Origin of the sequence: Sphingomonas flavalba (assembly GCF_004796535.1) — a bacterium.
Lineage (GTDB): Bacteria > Pseudomonadota > Alphaproteobacteria > Sphingomonadales > Sphingomonadaceae > Sphingomonas_L > Sphingomonas_L flavalba.
This window is the reverse complement of record NZ_SPHY01000015.1, coordinates 12,874-26,952: the sequence shown is the minus strand read 5'-3', so window position 1 is coordinate 26,952 and position 14,079 is coordinate 12,874. Positions and strand designations below refer to the sequence as shown.

The 14,079-nt window shown below is 66.0% G+C and carries 16 protein-coding genes and 2 pseudogenes; 10 read left to right on the top strand and 8 right to left on the bottom strand.

Translation table 11 applies throughout. The features are described 5' to 3' along the window. Positions 1-48: 48 nt before the first annotated feature. A pseudogene (locus E4A53_RS12590) lies at positions 49-178 on the top strand (transposase); the annotation flags it as partial. A 149-nt stretch (positions 179-327) separates the two neighbouring features. Here E4A53_RS12590 and E4A53_RS12585 read toward each other — a convergent pair. The 3 genes from E4A53_RS12585 to E4A53_RS12570 form a co-directional block, all read right to left on the bottom strand. Next, entirely contained in the window at positions 328-630 is a 303-nt protein-coding gene (locus tag E4A53_RS12585; protein WP_168694389.1) for a HigA family addiction module antitoxin, read from the bottom strand. Then, the gene (locus tag E4A53_RS12580; protein WP_136163459.1) at positions 620-910 is read right to left on the bottom strand and encodes a type II toxin-antitoxin system RelE/ParE family toxin; all 291 of its coding nucleotides are present in this window, start codon (positions 908-910) and stop codon (positions 620-622) included. Before E4A53_RS12580 ends, E4A53_RS12585 begins: the two co-directional genes overlap by 11 nt. A 228-nt stretch (positions 911-1,138) precedes the next feature. After that, on the bottom strand, positions 1,139-2,176 hold the full coding sequence (locus E4A53_RS12570; RefSeq protein WP_206366320.1) for a hypothetical protein: 1,038 nt from the start codon (positions 2,174-2,176) through the stop codon (positions 1,139-1,141). A gap of 5 nt (positions 2,177-2,181) precedes the next feature. Here E4A53_RS12570 and ligD point away from each other — a divergent pair. Both ligD and E4A53_RS12560 read left to right on the top strand, forming a co-directional pair. After that, positions 2,182-2,517: pseudogene (ligD, locus tag E4A53_RS12565) on the top strand (non-homologous end-joining DNA ligase LigD); the annotation flags it as partial. A 17-nt stretch (positions 2,518-2,534) separates the two neighbouring features. Beyond that, on the top strand, positions 2,535-2,846 hold the full coding sequence (locus tag E4A53_RS12560; protein WP_239018295.1) for an endonuclease/exonuclease/phosphatase family protein: 312 nt from the start codon (positions 2,535-2,537) through the stop codon (positions 2,844-2,846). Between the two features lie 30 nt (positions 2,847-2,876). Here the strand turns inward: E4A53_RS12560 and E4A53_RS12555 are convergent, their stop codons facing one another. Continuing rightward, a complete protein-coding gene (locus E4A53_RS12555) occupies positions 2,877-3,980 on the bottom strand; it encodes a sensor histidine kinase (protein WP_136163458.1) in 1,104 nt (367 codons plus the stop codon). Positions 3,981-4,173: 193 nt separating this feature from the next. Between E4A53_RS12555 and E4A53_RS12550 the strand changes: the two genes are divergently transcribed. Beyond that, positions 4,174-4,752: a hypothetical protein gene (locus E4A53_RS12550; RefSeq protein ID WP_136163457.1), complete on the top strand. Its 579-nt coding sequence runs from the start codon at positions 4,174-4,176 to the stop codon at positions 4,750-4,752. 3 nt (positions 4,753-4,755) lie between these two features. Here the strand turns inward: E4A53_RS12550 and E4A53_RS12545 are convergent, their stop codons facing one another. Next, positions 4,756-5,022 (bottom strand): DUF2171 domain-containing protein, encoded by a 267-nt coding sequence (locus tag E4A53_RS12545; RefSeq protein ID WP_136163456.1) that lies wholly within the window; start codon positions 5,020-5,022, stop codon positions 4,756-4,758. A gap of 191 nt (positions 5,023-5,213) precedes the next feature. On the opposite strand from E4A53_RS12545, the gene E4A53_RS12540 reads away from it, so the two are divergent. Further along, complete coding sequence (locus tag E4A53_RS12540) at positions 5,214-5,585, top strand: PRC-barrel domain-containing protein (protein WP_136163455.1); 372 nt, start codon at positions 5,214-5,216, stop codon at positions 5,583-5,585. Between the two features lie 6 nt (positions 5,586-5,591). On the opposite strand, the gene E4A53_RS12535 is transcribed toward E4A53_RS12540, so the two are convergent. From E4A53_RS12535 to E4A53_RS12525, 3 genes are read right to left on the bottom strand one after another with little or no spacing between them, the layout of a single operon-like run. Further along, positions 5,592-6,158, bottom strand: coding sequence for an alpha-ketoglutarate-dependent dioxygenase AlkB (locus E4A53_RS12535; protein WP_136163454.1), 567 nt, complete (start codon positions 6,156-6,158; stop codon positions 5,592-5,594). Continuing rightward, positions 6,155-6,574 (bottom strand): thermonuclease family protein, encoded by a 420-nt coding sequence (locus tag E4A53_RS12530; RefSeq protein ID WP_206366319.1) that lies wholly within the window; start codon positions 6,572-6,574, stop codon positions 6,155-6,157. The genes E4A53_RS12535 and E4A53_RS12530 overlap by 4 nt, the downstream gene beginning before the upstream one ends. Positions 6,575-6,588: 14 nt before the next feature. Continuing rightward, positions 6,589-7,107 carry an SOS response-associated peptidase family protein gene (locus tag E4A53_RS12525; RefSeq protein ID WP_239018294.1) on the bottom strand — a complete coding sequence of 173 codons (519 nt, stop codon included), beginning with the start codon at positions 7,105-7,107 and terminating at the stop codon, positions 6,589-6,591. 53 nt (positions 7,108-7,160) lie between these two features. Here E4A53_RS12525 and E4A53_RS12520 point away from each other — a divergent pair, with 53 nt between their 5' ends. Genes E4A53_RS12520 through E4A53_RS12500 form a run of 5 tightly spaced genes read left to right on the top strand, consistent with a single transcriptional unit; the run spans position 7,161 to position 14,047 of the window. Then, on the top strand, positions 7,161-7,769 hold the full coding sequence (locus tag E4A53_RS12520) for an SOS response-associated peptidase (RefSeq protein ID WP_136163453.1): 609 nt from the start codon (positions 7,161-7,163) through the stop codon (positions 7,767-7,769). Beyond that, the gene (locus E4A53_RS12515) at positions 7,766-8,221 is read left to right on the top strand and encodes a DUF1810 domain-containing protein (RefSeq protein WP_136163452.1); all 456 of its coding nucleotides are present in this window, start codon (positions 7,766-7,768) and stop codon (positions 8,219-8,221) included. The genes E4A53_RS12520 and E4A53_RS12515 overlap by 4 nt, the downstream gene beginning before the upstream one ends. A gap of 57 nt (positions 8,222-8,278) precedes the next feature. Continuing rightward, the gene (locus E4A53_RS12510; RefSeq protein ID WP_206366318.1) at positions 8,279-9,055 is read left to right on the top strand and encodes an ImuA family protein; all 777 of its coding nucleotides are present in this window, start codon (positions 8,279-8,281) and stop codon (positions 9,053-9,055) included. Beyond that, positions 8,973-10,787, top strand: a complete 1,815-nt coding sequence (locus tag E4A53_RS12505) for a DUF6504 family protein (RefSeq protein WP_136163451.1) — start codon at positions 8,973-8,975, stop codon at positions 10,785-10,787. Before E4A53_RS12510 ends, E4A53_RS12505 begins: the two co-directional genes overlap by 83 nt. Further along, complete coding sequence (locus E4A53_RS12500) at positions 10,787-14,047, top strand: error-prone DNA polymerase (protein WP_136163494.1); 3,261 nt, start codon at positions 10,787-10,789, stop codon at positions 14,045-14,047. Before E4A53_RS12505 ends, E4A53_RS12500 begins: the two co-directional genes overlap by 1 nt. Positions 14,048-14,079 lie beyond the last annotated feature (32 nt).

Here is a 14,079-nt window from a genome sequence, read left to right as displayed (position 1 = left end):
AATACCCGCATGTTGTGCTTCACGCCTCTTTGCGAAGAGATGGAGTGAATGGTGGCGTGGACAAGGTATTGCCCGGCGCGAGCATAACCGGGAGGAATTGCGATATCCATCGGATATGACGGACACGGAGTGGGCACTGGCTGCGCCATTTGTGCCTCCGGCGACACAGGGCGGTCGCGCTCCGTCGCGCATCCGCAGCTCGGTCGTTTGAAAGCGTGCCTGAGCATTACTCAAAACCCGTCGATTATCGCCACCCAGCAAAAATGAATGACTGGCAGCTATCAGGGGACAGATTAAGGCCGGCGTAGGACCGCTTTGTTGGCGATCTCAGGCTGCTCTGGCGAACTTTTGAACCTTTATGTCCTGTTCATGCTCGCGGGCCTGGGCCAGCTCATAGGCCGTCTGCATTCGCAACAGAGTGTCGGCTTTGATCCCGAAAGCCTTCTCAAACCGGATAGCCATATCGGCAGACAGGTTCGCATTGCCGTTCAACAAAGTGCTCAATGCCTGCCTCGATACGCCAAAATGCTCGGCCAAAGCCGTCACGCTGACATGCGCTGGCTCCACAATTTCCGTCTTCAACCAGTCGCCAACGTGGACGGCGAGCGAAGGGTGCATCTTAAGCGCCATGATAATCCTCCAGATCCATATCGATTAACGCGCCTTCGTCATTCAACCCGAAGGTCATCCGCCAGTTTCTCGTAACTGTCATTGACCAGCGTCCTTTCCGATCGCCTGTCAGCTCATGCAATCCGAAATTCGGAGGCACCGACAGTTCTTCGAAGCTTTCCGCAGCATCGATGAAAGCAAGCATTTTACGCAGCCGCCCAGCATCTCCAACCAGGCCTTTAGCGTTGCCCGTCTCAAAGAAGCGGCGCAGGCCTTTGTGCCTGATGCTTTCGATTTCCATTCCTGGGGTATATCGCGGCCTTACGGGGTCGTCAAGTGTCGCGCGACACTTGTCTGCACGCAACTGAGCATGGGAACTATACTCGCGCTGGCCATTTCGGCCCCGGAGAACTGTCATGGGATATTCCGACCTCGACCCCGCCGTGCACGATCGGCGTCCCTGGAATGCAGGCGTCAACGTTGGCCCCAAGCGCCCACTCAAGCCGCGCGATATCTGGGCTATCCGCTTCTATCTCGACGAGCACAAACGTTTGCGCGATCGCGCACTGTTCTGGGCAGGGAGATGGTCGAGCACCCATGCGAGCAGCGTCGCGGTGTCGGCCGCCTTGCCCACGCTTTCGGGGAAGCGGTCGGGGTCGTCGGCCGGGATCTTGTCGATAACGGTGAGCCGCGTGGCGACCGACGTCCCGTGCCGGGCATAGACGCTGCCGTCGATCGCGGCGGTGAACTGGACCTGGCCATGCTCCTGAAGCCGCGCGAAGGTGCTGCGCCATGCCGGCGCGGCCGGCGCGCAACTGGCGCCGGTGATCGCCACCAGCCGCCCGCCGGGTTCCAGCCGGGCAAGCGCCGATGCGATATGGCGCAGCGCCGTGTCCTTCATCGCGCGATCGACCTCGGCCGTGGCCGAGAAAGGCGGATTCATCAGCACGACGGTCGGGCAGATCGCCGGCGACAGCCGATCGTCGATCGACGCGGCATCCTGGTGCGACACCGCGATGCCGGGGAAGAGGTGGCCGAGCAGCGCGGCGCGGACCTCGGCCAGCTCGTTGAGCGCGAGATCGGCCCGCGCCAGGTCGGCATGGATCGCGAGCATGCCAGTCCCGGCGGACGGTTCGAGCACGCGATCGTTCGGGCCGATCGCGGCGGCGACTGCGGCGACATAAGCAAGGCCGGGAGGCGTGGAGAATTGCTGGAGCGCCTGGCTCGTCTCCGACCGGCGCGTGTGGCTGGGCAGCAGTCCGGCGATCCGCTCGATCAGCGCGAGTGAACTGGCGGGCGTGCGGGCAAGGATCGTGCGGTCATATTTGCGCAGGAACAGGATCGTCGCCGCCTCACAGGCGTCATAGCCGGTCTTCCAATCCCAGGCGCCTTCGGCATCGCTGGCGTTGAAGGCATGCGACATCGCGGTGCGCAGTTCGGCGGCGTCGACCTGTCGGCCGGCTTCGAGCGTGGGCAGGAGCCGGGCGGCGGCAAGAAGGATCGCCGCGGGGGTGGCGGCGAAGGCGGACGCGACGTCGGGCGCCGCGTCGGACAGGGTGCGAGTCATGGAGAGTCTCCAAGGCCGATCGGCTGGTGTTCGACCTCGACCCCGATGTTGGCCTCGACTTCGAGGCGGTGCGCGCGGCCGCCTTCCAGTTCCGCGACATCCTGAAGTCGATCGGGCTGGCCACATTCCCGATGGTCACAGGCGGCAAGGGTGTTCACGTGATCGCTCCGCTGACGCCACGCGCCGAATGGCCGGAGGTCAAGGATTTCGCGCACCGCCTGGCGCAAGCCGTCGCGCAATCGGACCCCGAGAATTTTACGGCGGCGCTGCCCAAGGTTCAACGCAAAGGCCGCATCTTCGTCGATTATCTGCGCAACCAGCGCGGCGCGACCGCGGTGATGCGCTGTTCGCGCCCGAGGTGAAGGCGGCCTACCAGCGCCTGCTCGACCAGGGTTGGACCGATGCCATCCGGCATCTCCACCCGCACGACACCATCTACACCTTCTGGAAATATTGGCGCGGCGCGTTCGAGCGAAACGCGGGGTTAAGGATCGACCATTTTCTGCTCAATCCGGCCGCAACCGCGAGGCTAGTCGCCGCGGAGGCCGATACGCGCCCGCGCGGGTGGGAAAAGACCAGCGACCATACGCCGGTCTGGATCGAACTCAGGGACAAGGCCCGAACGACCCGGCAAAAGCTGTCGGCGGACTTTGGCGGTTCGGAAGAGTGACAGCGCCAAGAAGCGTTCGCCCGCCTATCCTCAAGTGGCGAGTTCTCCGATCGGAGCCGTCATTTCGAACACAAGCCCGCCGTCAGTAAAATGTTGCTCGACCTGACTTTTGCCGCCGAGGCCAAGACGAAGAAGGCGCGAGCCGAACCCCCGGCGCATGCACGGCTCGGGTTTCGGACCACCCTTCTCTTCCCAACGCAGCCGGAACCGCTCGTCGTCGATCGACCAGGTGAGATGCACTTGACCTTCGGCCGCGCCCAGCGCGCCATATTTGATCGCGTTGGTCGCAAGCTCGTGGAGCATCAGCGACAGGACGACCGCGGTGCGCGATCCGATCTGCCGATCGGGACCACGTGTCAGGATACGGCCGCCGGCATCGAGCGGTTCGAGTGATGCCAGGATCACGTCGGTCAGCGGTGCGCTGACCCGTTCTCGGCGGAGCAGGATATCATGGGCATGCCCGAGTGTGCTCAGGCGATCGGTAAAGGCATCAAGCGCTTCCGGTTCCGTCGCGTCGCCGAGGGTCTGCGACGCGATTGCCTGGACGAGGGCGAGTGTATTCTTGAGGCGATGACCGAGTTCGTGGTTGATGACCGCGAGGTCGGCCTGCGCGCGCATCTTGCCGGTGGTTTCGACAACCGTGTCGAGCATTCCGCCAACAGAGCCGTCAGCGAGGCGCAAGGGACTGTAGCAGAAGGTAAACCACGCCTGTTCGGTTTGACCGGTGCGATCAATTGTGAGCGGAAAGTCCTCGATATAGGTCGACGTCCCGGCCAGCGCGCGCTCGGCGATCGGACCGACCTCGTCCCAGGCTTCGGCCCACACGTCGCGGAACGAGCGCCCAAGTGCTTCGGGTTTTCCGCCGAGAATCGTTCGGAAGGCATCATTGTAGATGGTCGTCAGTTCCTCGCCCCACGCAATCGCCTTGGGAAACCCCGAGTCGAGCATCTGCCGGACGCTGATGCGAAGCTCGCTGGGCCAGGTCGATCTCGGGCCGAGCGGTGTCGTCGACCAGTCGAACGCCATGACGCGCTCGCGCATTGTCGGCGCGGCTGCGGCATCCGTGCTTGCGGACCAGCGATTGAGTTCGCCGAGCAACGGCTCATAGTCCTGGTCGGGCGCGACGTGGTCCATGCCAGCCTCCAATCATGCCCACCCCGGAATGACCGATCGTGCGGGTTGGTCGAAGTCCGCTCAGAGTCGCTGGCAACTCTTCATTCAGCAAGCGATTTTGTCAATTTGGGATCGATCACCGGACTGGCGCGTCGCATGTTTGGTTCGCTGCATCGGGACAACGTGGGCCTGACGCGGAATCCAGGGGACGTTCGTGGCGCGCACGCAAAAACTGAAAGTGTTCCGCACGCCGATCGGCTTTCACGACGCCTATGTGGCAGCGCCGAGCCAGAAGGCAGCGCTCGAAGCCTGGGGCAGCGATACTAATCTATTCGCGAGCGGCGCCGCCGAGCGCATCGACGATCCCGAACTGACGCGCGAACCGCTCGCAAATCCCGGCAAGGTGATCAGGCGCCTGCGCGGCACGATGGCCGAGCATATGGCGGCGCTGCCGAAGGACGAGGCGCGCTCGCGCAAGAAATCGAAAGGTCGCTCGACCGAAACGAGCGCGTCACCGCCGCGAAAGGCGAAGCCGGCAATCCGAAAGCCGCCGCCGAAACCCAAGCCGCGCCCCGATCGGCAGCCGCTAACGCGGATCGAGGCCGAACTGGCGGAGATCGAAAAGCGGCACGAGCGTGAGCGTTCCGCGCTTGGCCGCAAACAGGCCGAACTCGATCGCGAGCGCCGCGCGCTCGAACGCGATCAGGCACGTGAGCACGAGAGGGTCGAGCGCCGGGTCGCGGCGGCGCGCGAGAAATATGACCGCGCGATGCGCGCGTGGCGTGCGGACTGAAGCTTATTCGGGCTTCTCGGCGACCGCCTCGCCGCCCTTCTCCTCTTCGAGCAGCACCGCGGCATCGCCATTGGCCGACAGCCGCACCTGGTTGCCTTCGACGTCGGCGACGAGCCCGCCTGAAATATAGTGGTGATGGTCCTGGTGCGATCCGCTGTCGGCCTTGCTCATCTTGATCCGGTCGCCCTCGACCTTATCGACTGTGCCAATGTGGACGCCATCGGCGCCGATGATCTCCATATGCTCCTTGATTGCCGTGAGGTCGGCCATGTCGATATCTCCTGCCTGTCACGTGTCCCCACCGAGCAACGCGCGAGTGTGTAGGAAGGCTGCCGCTCGGCTCGTCATGGTAGTCCGGCGCCTTGGCGAATTTCGCCGGGGCACTCGGCTGCCCGATGGAAAGATCGCGCGTGCGGCGCGTAGCTGAAGGAGAGAGGGGTTCGCGTAAAAGGAGATGTGTCATGGCCGACACCGATATCGCCACCGACGAAACCAACCGCCTGATCGCCTCGAACAAGGTCGAAGGGACGAACGTCTATAACCGGGACCGTGAGAAGCTCGGCTCGATCTACAATTTCATGGTCGATAAGGGCGAAGGCCGCGTCGAATATGCCGTGCTCCAGTTCGGCGGCCTGTTCGGCCTCGGCAGCGACTATTATCCGCTGCCTTGGGACGTGCTGACCTATGATACCGAGCAGGGCGGCTATGTCGTCGATCTCGACAAGGAGGTTCTCGAAAAGGCGCCGCGCTACGGCGCCGGCGCCGAGCCGACCTTCGACCGAGATTACGGTCGCGAGGTCTATGGCTATTACGGGGTGAACTATCCGTTCTAGCCGAACCTAGCGGCGAGCCAGGCTGCGAAAGGTGATCGACCAGCGCGCCGCGTCCATCGCGGCGATGCTGTGCTCCCACTCGTGCCTGGCCTCGCCGCTGAGATGATACATGCCGCGCGGCGTCAGCGGCGCGCTCGTACGCTCGAACCTCCCGCCCGAGCGGCGGCGAAGGCGCAGCGCCGCGGGCGCGCCGAGCGAGATGCCGACGACATGCTCGAATACCGGGCGGTCCTTGTGCCAGCCGATGCCGGCGCCGGGATCGTAGCGGATGACCAGCGCCTGCACGATTTCGCCATGGCGTAGCCCGGCGAACTCCTCGGCGCGGGCTCTCAGCGGCAGCAGCCATTCCGGGATGGGGTCGGTCGGCGCGAAGGCACCCGTCGCGAAATCATAGGTCCAGCCGAACGACCGGGTCAGCCGCTTGCCCGTCCATTGCTGGAATTTGAAGGGGCTGAGGCTCGCATCGTCGATATGCGCGATCAGCGCGCATTCCTCGTCGGGCGTGACGACCGCGTCAGCCGACCGCAAACCGGGCAGAACCGCGGCGCCGAACAGGTCGGACATCGCGTTCATCGCTTCCATCCCCGTCCGCCCTCGCGTCCCCCCTTGCGGCGCAGCAGCTCCCCGAGCGGACGACCGCCGAGCGTGCAATAGCCGATGACGCGATCGTAGCTGCGGCGACCGGCGCGGCAGACGAGCCGCTGTCCGATTACGAGCTGCCCGAGGCGGCGCTTGGCTTCGACCCCGCCGCGCTCGCGAAGCTCGGGTGCATAGAAATCGCCGAGCCGGACCTCGATCCAGCGATCGGGACGCCCTGCCGGTCCGACGCATAGGCCGTCGCCGTCGCCGACGTAGCGCACGACACCGCTGAACGTCGTTCCCTTGGCGGGCAGCGATCCTTCGCAGGGATCGGCGAAGGCGGGCGACGCCCACAAGCAAAGCGCGAGACCGGCGACGATCGCGCGCGATATCGGAACGGAAAATCCCACAATGCGCTCCGATCTCAGAGCGCGAGTGCGCTCTGCCGCGGCGCATCGACGATTTCCTCGACGATGAAGGTGCGCGCCGGCGGCGTGTCGAGGAGATCGATCGCGGGCACGGTGCGGTCGAGCCGCTGCATGACCTGCCGGCGATGGATGATCGCACCGTGGCGTTCCTGATGCTGCGCGACCTCGGGGTTCGCTGCCACGGTGACGACCCGGTAGCTCAGCGGCCAGTCGCCGATCGCGGGCTCCCATACACCCGCGAGGTAGAAGTGATTGCCGCCGTCGAGCGTGACCCGGTAGCGCTTGTCGCCGGCGCTGAGCTGGAATTCGGAGGCCGGGATCAGGCAGCGGTTCGTCGAAAACGCTTGCCCTTCCGAGCGCACGAACCGGTAGGAAATGCCGTCGCTGAACCGCGGATTGGAACCCCAGACCGCCTCGACCATCTCGATTTCGCTGGCATCGTCGGGGTTTCGCCGGATGATGGCGCGGCGAGTGCCGAGCGGCGCGTCCGAATCGAAAGGGGTTGGCGAGTCCATAGTCTAGAACATAATAGGAACGAAGATGAATCGCAAGGAAGGCGGATAGGGGCGTGTGCAACGATTATCGTCTGGAGGTGGACATCGCCTCGATCGTCGAGGATTTCGACGACCTCAAGATCAGGATCAGCATGCCCGAGGGCACGCCGAACGTGCCGGCGCGCGAGGATATCAACATAACCGACGTGGCGCCGATCGTGCGCAGCGTCGAGGGCGCGCGTGGCGCCGGCGAGTTGGTCAACCGGCGGTGGAGCTGGCCGGGCCAGAATGGGCGGCCGGTCTATAATTTTCGGTCGGAAGGCCGCGAGTTTCCATCGGCGCGCTGTTTGATCCTTGCTGATGGTCTTTACGAGTTCACCGACCCGCAGCCCGGCGAAAAGCGCAAGACCAAGTGGCTGTTCACGCTGAAGGATCACGACTGGTTCTGCATCGCCGGCATCTGGCGTGCGCACGCGGACGTCGGCGAAGCCTTCACGATGCTGACCACCGAACCCGGTGAGGATATCGCGCCTTACCACAAGCGCCAGGTCATTCCGTTGATGCGCGATCAGTGGGCCGATTGGCTCGATCCCGACGTGCCTGCCGCTGACGTGTTGCGCGTGCTTCCCAAGGGCAGCCTCACCGCGAGCCAGGTCTATCCGCCGCAAGGTGCGTTGCTGTGACCGCGGAATCGCTCGACCGCTTCGTGGAGGCGCAGACGCTCGTCTATGCGACCGCGCTCGCCGAGATCCGCCGCGGCGCCAAGCGCACGCATTGGATGTGGTTCGTCTTCCCGCAGCTTGCCGGCCTCTGCCGCAGTTCGACGGCGCGGCACTTCGCGATCCGGTCGATCGAGGAAGCGCGCGCCTATCTCGATCATCCCGTGCTTGGGGTCCGCTACCGCGAATGCGTCGCCGCCTTGCAGGATTTGACGATCAGCGATCTGGTCGCCGTATTCGGCGAAGTCGACGCGATGAAGCTGCGATCCTCGCTCACACTCTTCGAGTCGGCGCGGCCCGATTCGCTCGTCGCGGCAGCGCTCGACCGCTGGTTCGGCGGAAAGCGCGATGAGATGACGCTACGGCTTCTGGGACTAGCGCCGTCCGCTGCCGCTGGCGACGGTCAATCCGCTTGACGGGAACGAAGACTCAATGGAACATAATAGGAACAAATGAGTCGATGTTGTTGACCGATGCCCGCAGAATACGCCCTTTCCGATCGGCCACGCGCCGAACAGCTCGCCGTGCTTCGCACGCAGCTCGCGGCTGCGCAGGCGGCGCGCGGACCGGCGCTTGCGTTCGGGATCGAGGCCATCGATAGCCGGCTTGCCGATCATGGGCTGGATGGTGCCGGCCTCCACGAAATCGCCGCCGCGTCGTCCACCCTGAACGACGACGCGGCGGCGACACTGTTTGCAGCGGGCGTTGCGGCTCGGTTCGCGGCGCGGCCTGGATTCACGGTACTTTGGGCTCTCACCCGGTTCGACCTCTATGCGCCGGGTCTCGAGCAGGTCGGGCTTGGCCCCGACACGATCCTCTATGCACAGGGCCGCAAGGATGCCGATGTGCTGGCGATCGCAGAGGATGGTTTGCGCGATGGATCGCTCGCCTGCGTCATCGCCGAGGTGAAGGCAGCCGGCCAGACGGCAACACGCCGCCTCCAGCTCGCGGCCTCGGACGGCAAAACGCCGATGCTGCTCTATCGCCGCCACCGCGCGCGCGATCGCTGTCCGCTCGACCAGACCTCGGCCGCCATGACCCGCTGGCGGATCGGCTGCGTGGCGTCGGAGCGTCTTCCTTATGCCGGGGTCGGCCGCGAACGCTGGTCCGTCGAACTGGTCCGCCAGCGGAACGGCCCTCCCTTTTCTCTCGAAGTTGAAGCGTGTGATGACACGGGTCGCCTCGCTCTACCTGCCGCAGTTCGCGATAGAACGGCTGCGCCGGCCCGAGCGCTCCACCAGGCCGCCTGAGCGCGGCGCCGTTCCGCTCGAACCGCGGCTTCCCGCGGCCGTCGACGACAACCCCGGCGCCTGTTCGGTGCCGAAGGGCGGTGGCTGGCGTCCCGGCGCGCGCTGGGCGCGCGACGGCGCGCTGCCGGCGAAACCGACGCAGGCCGAGATCGACGCATTACCGGCGCACCAGCGCCCCGCATCGCACGAACGAAGCCGCCGTAGCGAAGCGGCCGATCATCCCTTTCGCGCAATGCCGCCCGACGAAGGGATGGCCGGCGCCGCGCTCGCTTGGCCGCCCTCGTTCCCGGCAATCATGCGACCAATGATCCTGATCGAGCGTGTCGGCCAGAAGGATGTCGTCACGGCCGCATGCCCCGTGGCGCTCGACCTCGGGCTTCGCCCCGGCATGGCCGCGGCGCACGCCCGCGCGCTCGTTCCCGATCTCGACGTGCGCGATGCCGATCCGGCAAGCGATCGCGCGCTGCTCGCCCGGCTCGCTCTCCACGCGGTCTGCCATTGGACGCCGATCGCCAGCGTCGCGGAGCCCGACGGGCTGCGGCTCGACCTCAGCGGCACGACGCACCTGTTCGGCGGTGAGGAACGCTTCTGCCGCCGCCTGCTGCGCTTCCTCGGGCGCATCGGCTTCACCGCGACGATCGCGATCGCCGGCACGCCCGGCGCCGCGCACGCGCTGGCGCGCTATGGCAGCGCGGCGATCACCATCCTCCCGCCCGGCGCCGATACCGAAGCCATCGCGCATCTGCCGCTAGCCGCACTGCGGCTCGCGCCGAACGCGCTTGCGGCAGCCTCGCGCTTCGGGCTCGAACGCATCGGCGATCTTTATCCAATGCCGCGCGGCCCGCTGGCGAAGCGGCTCGGACTTTCGACGGTGACGCGGCTCGACCAGGCCCGCGGCGTTGTCGCCGAGCCGATCGTTCCCGTGGTCCCCTTCGAGATGCCGCGTGTCGAACGGCGCCTGCTTGAGCCGATCGGCACCGCCGAGGCGATTACCCAGGTCATCGGCGATCTTATCGACGATATGGTGACGCTTCTCCAAACGCGCGGCCTCGGACTGCGCGCCGCGGCGCTGACGTGCCTGCGCGTCGACGGCGGCGAGCAGCGCATCGCCTTCGGCACAGCGCGCGCCACCCGTGACGCGAAGCATTTAAAACGACTGGCGGCGATGCGAGTCGAGACGATCGAACCCGGTCTCGGCATCGAGGCGATGGCGCTCGCTGCCCCGCGCGTCGAGGAACTGCACCCGATTGAGCTCTGTGCCGATCTCGCCGACCATGACCGCGCGCCCGATATCGCGCCGCTGGTCGACCAGCTCGCGGGCCGCGTCGGCGAAAAGGCGCTGTTCCGCATGACCCCTCGCGAAAGCGATGTTCCCGAGCGAGCGGCGTGCCGCGCGCCCGCGCTCGCGACTCCCACGGGCTGGCCGCGCTGGAAACGACCTGTGCGGCTGCTCGCCCGTCCCGAACTGCTGGGACAGGTGGTCGCACTGCTCCCCGACCATCCGCCGCGTCGGTTCGTCTGGCGCGGCAAGCCCTATCGCATCGTCGCCGGCGACGGCCCCGAGCGCATCCACGGCGAATGGTGGCGAACGTCACGCGAGATGTGGGCGGTGCGCGATTATTTCCGCGTCGAGGCCGAGGGCGGCGAACGCTTCTGGCTGTTCCGCCGCGGCGATGGCGTCGATGCGCCGACCGGCGATCTCTCCTGGTATATGCACGGGCTGTTCGGCTGATGACCCCCACCTATGTCGAGCTCCAGGTGACGAGCCATTTCTCCTTCCTGCGCGGCGCGTCGTCGCCGGCAGAACTGTTCGCGGCCGCCGCGATGCAGGGCCATAGCGCGCTCGGCCTCGCCGATCGGGGCAGTGTCGCCGGCATCGTGCGCGGCTGGGACGGACAGAAGACGACCGGGGTGCGCATGATCCCCGGCGCGCGCGTCGACCTGACCGATGGCCGCGCGCTACTCCTCTATCCCACCGACCGCACGGCCTGGTCGCGGCTGACGCGGCTGCTGTCGGTCGGCAAGGCGCGCGGCGGCAAAGGCTGCTGCGTCCTCGACTGGAGCGATGTCGTCGCCCACTCGGATGGCCTGATCGCTGTCCTGGTGCCCGACATGCCGGATGAGGCGACGGCGGCGCATCTCGCCGAACTGCGCGATACGTTCGGCGCGCGCGCCTATCTGTCGCTGTCGCTGCGGCGCCGGCCCGATGACGCCGCCCGTCTCCATGCCCTCGACGCGCTCGCCCGCCGCTCCGGCGTGCGCAGCGTTGCGACGGGCGACGTGCTCTACCACGCGCCCGAACGGCGGCCGCTTCAGGACGTGATGACCGCGATCCGCGAAAGGACGACGATCGATGCGCTCGGACTCAGGCGCGAGCGCCATATGGACCGCACCCTGAAATCCCCCGCCGAGATGGAACGCCGGTTCGCGGCCTTTCCCGACGCGATCGAGGCGAGCGCCGACATTGCCAGCGAGTGCCGGTTCGACCTCGGCGAGATCCAGTATCAATATCCCTATGAGCAAGTGATGGCTGACCGGACCGCGCAACAGGCCCTCGCCGCGCTGACCGAGGAAGCCGCGACGCGGATGTTCCCCGGTGGCCTGCCGCCCAAATACCGCGACCAGATCGATCACGAACTGCGACTGATCGACCAGCTCGGTTACGCACCCTATTTTCTGACGGTCAATGCGATCGTCGCCGAAAGCCGCCGCCGCGGCATCCTCTGCCAGGGGCGCGGCTCGGCCGCGAATAGTTGCGTCTGTTACCTGCTCGGCATCACCTCGATCGACCCGATCAAGCACGAGTTACTGTTCGAGCGCTTCGTGTCGGGCGAGCGCAAGGAGCCGCCCGATATCGACGTCGATTTCGAGCACGAACGCCGCGAAGAGATCATCCAGTGGATTTACGAGACCTACGGTCGCCATCGCTCAGCGTTGACGGCCGTCGTCACGCGCTATCGCACCCGCGGGGCGGTCGCCGAGGTCGGCAAGGCGCTCGGCCTGCCGCGCGACCTGACCAAGATGCTGACCGGGCTCGTCTGGGGCTGGTCGATGGACGGCGTCACCGACGAACAGGTCGCGAGCCTCAACCTCAACGCCGACGATCATCGTCTCCGGTTGACGCTCGACCTTGCCCGCCAGCTCATTGGCACGCCCCGCCATCTGTCGCAACACCCCGGCGGGTTCGTGCTGACCCAGGAGCGGCTCGACGATCTCGTCCCGATCGAACCCGCGCGCATGGAGGATCGGCAGATTATCGAGTGGGACAAGGACGATATCGACGCGCTGAAATTCATGAAGGTCGACGTGCTGGGGCTTGGAATGCTCGGCTGCATGAATCGCGCGTTCAACCTGCTCGAAGAGATGAAAGGCATCCGCGTCGGCATGGCCGACCTGCAGGACGATGATCCCGACGTCTACGCGATGATCCAGAAGGCCGACACGCTCGGCGTCTTCCAGATCGAGAGCCGCGCGCAGATGTCGATGCTGCCGCGGATCAAGCCCGACAAATTCTACGATCTCGTGATCGAGGTCGCGATCGTGCGGCCCGGCCCGATCCAGGGCGACATGGTCCATCCCTATCTTCGCCGGCGCGAGGGTAAGGAGAAGCCCGAATATCCCAAGCCCGAGCTGCGCGCCGTGCTCGAAAAGACCTTGGGTGTGCCGCTGTTCCAGGAGCAGGCGATGAAGGTCGCGATCGTCGGCGCCGGCTTCGCCCCCGCCGAGGCCGACCAGCTCCGCCGCGCGATGGCGACGTTCAAACTGACGGGCGGAGTCTCGCATTTCTACGACAAGCTGGTCGGCGGCATGGTCGAGCGCGGCTATCCCAAGGACTTCGCCGAGCGCACCTTCAAGCAGATCGAGGGGTTTGGCTCCTACGGCTTCCCCGAGAGCCACGCCGCCAGCTTTGCCAAGATCGCCTATGCAAGCTGCTGGATGAAACACCATCATCCCGACGTCTTCTGCGCGGCGCTGCTCAATGCCCAGCCGATGGGATTCTACGCCCCCGCACAGATCGTCGCCGACGCGCGCAAGCACGGCGTCGAGGTTCGGCCGGTGTCAATCAACGACAGCCATTGGGATTGCACGCTCGAGCCCACGCGCGGGAAGTTCATGGCGGTGCGGCTCGGCTTCCGGCAGGTGCGCGGGTTCGCCAACGTCCACGGCGCCGCGATCGTCGGTGCGCGCGGCGATGCCCCTTATGCAAGCGTCGAGGAGGTGTGGCGACGCGCCGGCGTTCCCCGCGCCGCGATCGAACGGCTCGCCGAAGCCGACGCCTTCCACTGCATCGCCGAGAACCGGCGCCAGGGCCTTTGGAAGGTCAAAGGTCTCGGCGAAGCGCCGCTGCCGCTGTTCGCCGCGGCGGACGAGCGCGAGGCGAAATTCTCGCCCGAAGGCCGGGAGCCGAGCGTGGTGCTGCGGCCGATGACCGATGGCCGCGAGGTCGTCGAGGATTATCGCACGACCCAGCTATCGCTGCGCGCCCAACCCATCAGCTTCCTGCGCGACCAGCTCGCCGCCATGAATATCGTGCGCTGCGCCGACCTTCCCTCGATTCGCGACGGCCGCAACATCGAGGTCGCCGGCGTCGTCCTCGTCCGCCAGCGCCCCGGCTCGGCGCGCGGCGTGCTGTTCATCACGATCGAAGACGAGACCGGCATCGCCAACGGCATCCTCTGGCCCGACAAGTTCGAGATCTATCGGCGACAGGTCATGTCCGCCTCGATGATCGCGATGCGCGGGCGCCTTCAGAAGGAGGGCGAGATCATCCATATCATCTGCGACCGCATCACAGACCATGACGAGATGCTGCGGTCGATCGCGCGAATGGATTTTGCGATTCACCCGAGCCGCGCCGACGGCGCGAAGAGTGGCGGCGGTCCCGATCCGCGCGATCCGAACTGGGCGCCGCGCGCACGGACATTGGCGTCGCGGCCATTTGGTAACGAAGACGAGGAACTACTGCGCGTTCGCAGCCATGATTTTCATTGAGACGGCCACGACGCGCGGCGGGCTGCGGAGAA

Coding starts and splice junctions, on each gene's coding strand:
- E4A53_RS12585 (WP_168694389.1), bottom strand. CDS start 630: ATGGCGCTTAAGATGCACCCTTCGCTCGCCGTCCACGTTGGCGACTGG.
- E4A53_RS12540 (WP_136163455.1), top strand. CDS start 5,214: ATGGCCGACACCGATATCGCCACCGACGAAACCAACCGCCTGATCGCC.
- E4A53_RS12570 (WP_206366320.1), bottom strand. CDS start 2,176: ATGACTCGCACCCTGTCCGACGCGGCGCCCGACGTCGCGTCCGCCTTC.
- E4A53_RS12555 (WP_136163458.1), bottom strand. CDS start 3,980: ATGGACCACGTCGCGCCCGACCAGGACTATGAGCCGTTGCTCGGCGAA.
- E4A53_RS12505 (WP_136163451.1), top strand. CDS start 8,973: ATGACACGGGTCGCCTCGCTCTACCTGCCGCAGTTCGCGATAGAACGG.
- E4A53_RS12545 (WP_136163456.1), bottom strand. CDS start 5,022: ATGGCCGACCTCACGGCAATCAAGGAGCATATGGAGATCATCGGCGCC.
- E4A53_RS12510 (WP_206366318.1), top strand. CDS start 8,279: ATGCCCGCAGAATACGCCCTTTCCGATCGGCCACGCGCCGAACAGCTC.
- E4A53_RS12525 (WP_239018294.1), bottom strand. CDS start 7,107: ATGGACTCGCCAACCCCTTTCGATTCGGACGCGCCGCTCGGCACTCGC.
- E4A53_RS12580 (WP_136163459.1), bottom strand. CDS start 910: ATGGAAATCGAAAGCATCAGGCACAAAGGCCTGCGCCGCTTCTTTGAG.
- E4A53_RS12535 (WP_136163454.1), bottom strand. CDS start 6,158: ATGAACGCGATGTCCGACCTGTTCGGCGCCGCGGTTCTGCCCGGTTTG.
- E4A53_RS12500 (WP_136163494.1), top strand. CDS start 10,787: ATGACCCCCACCTATGTCGAGCTCCAGGTGACGAGCCATTTCTCCTTC.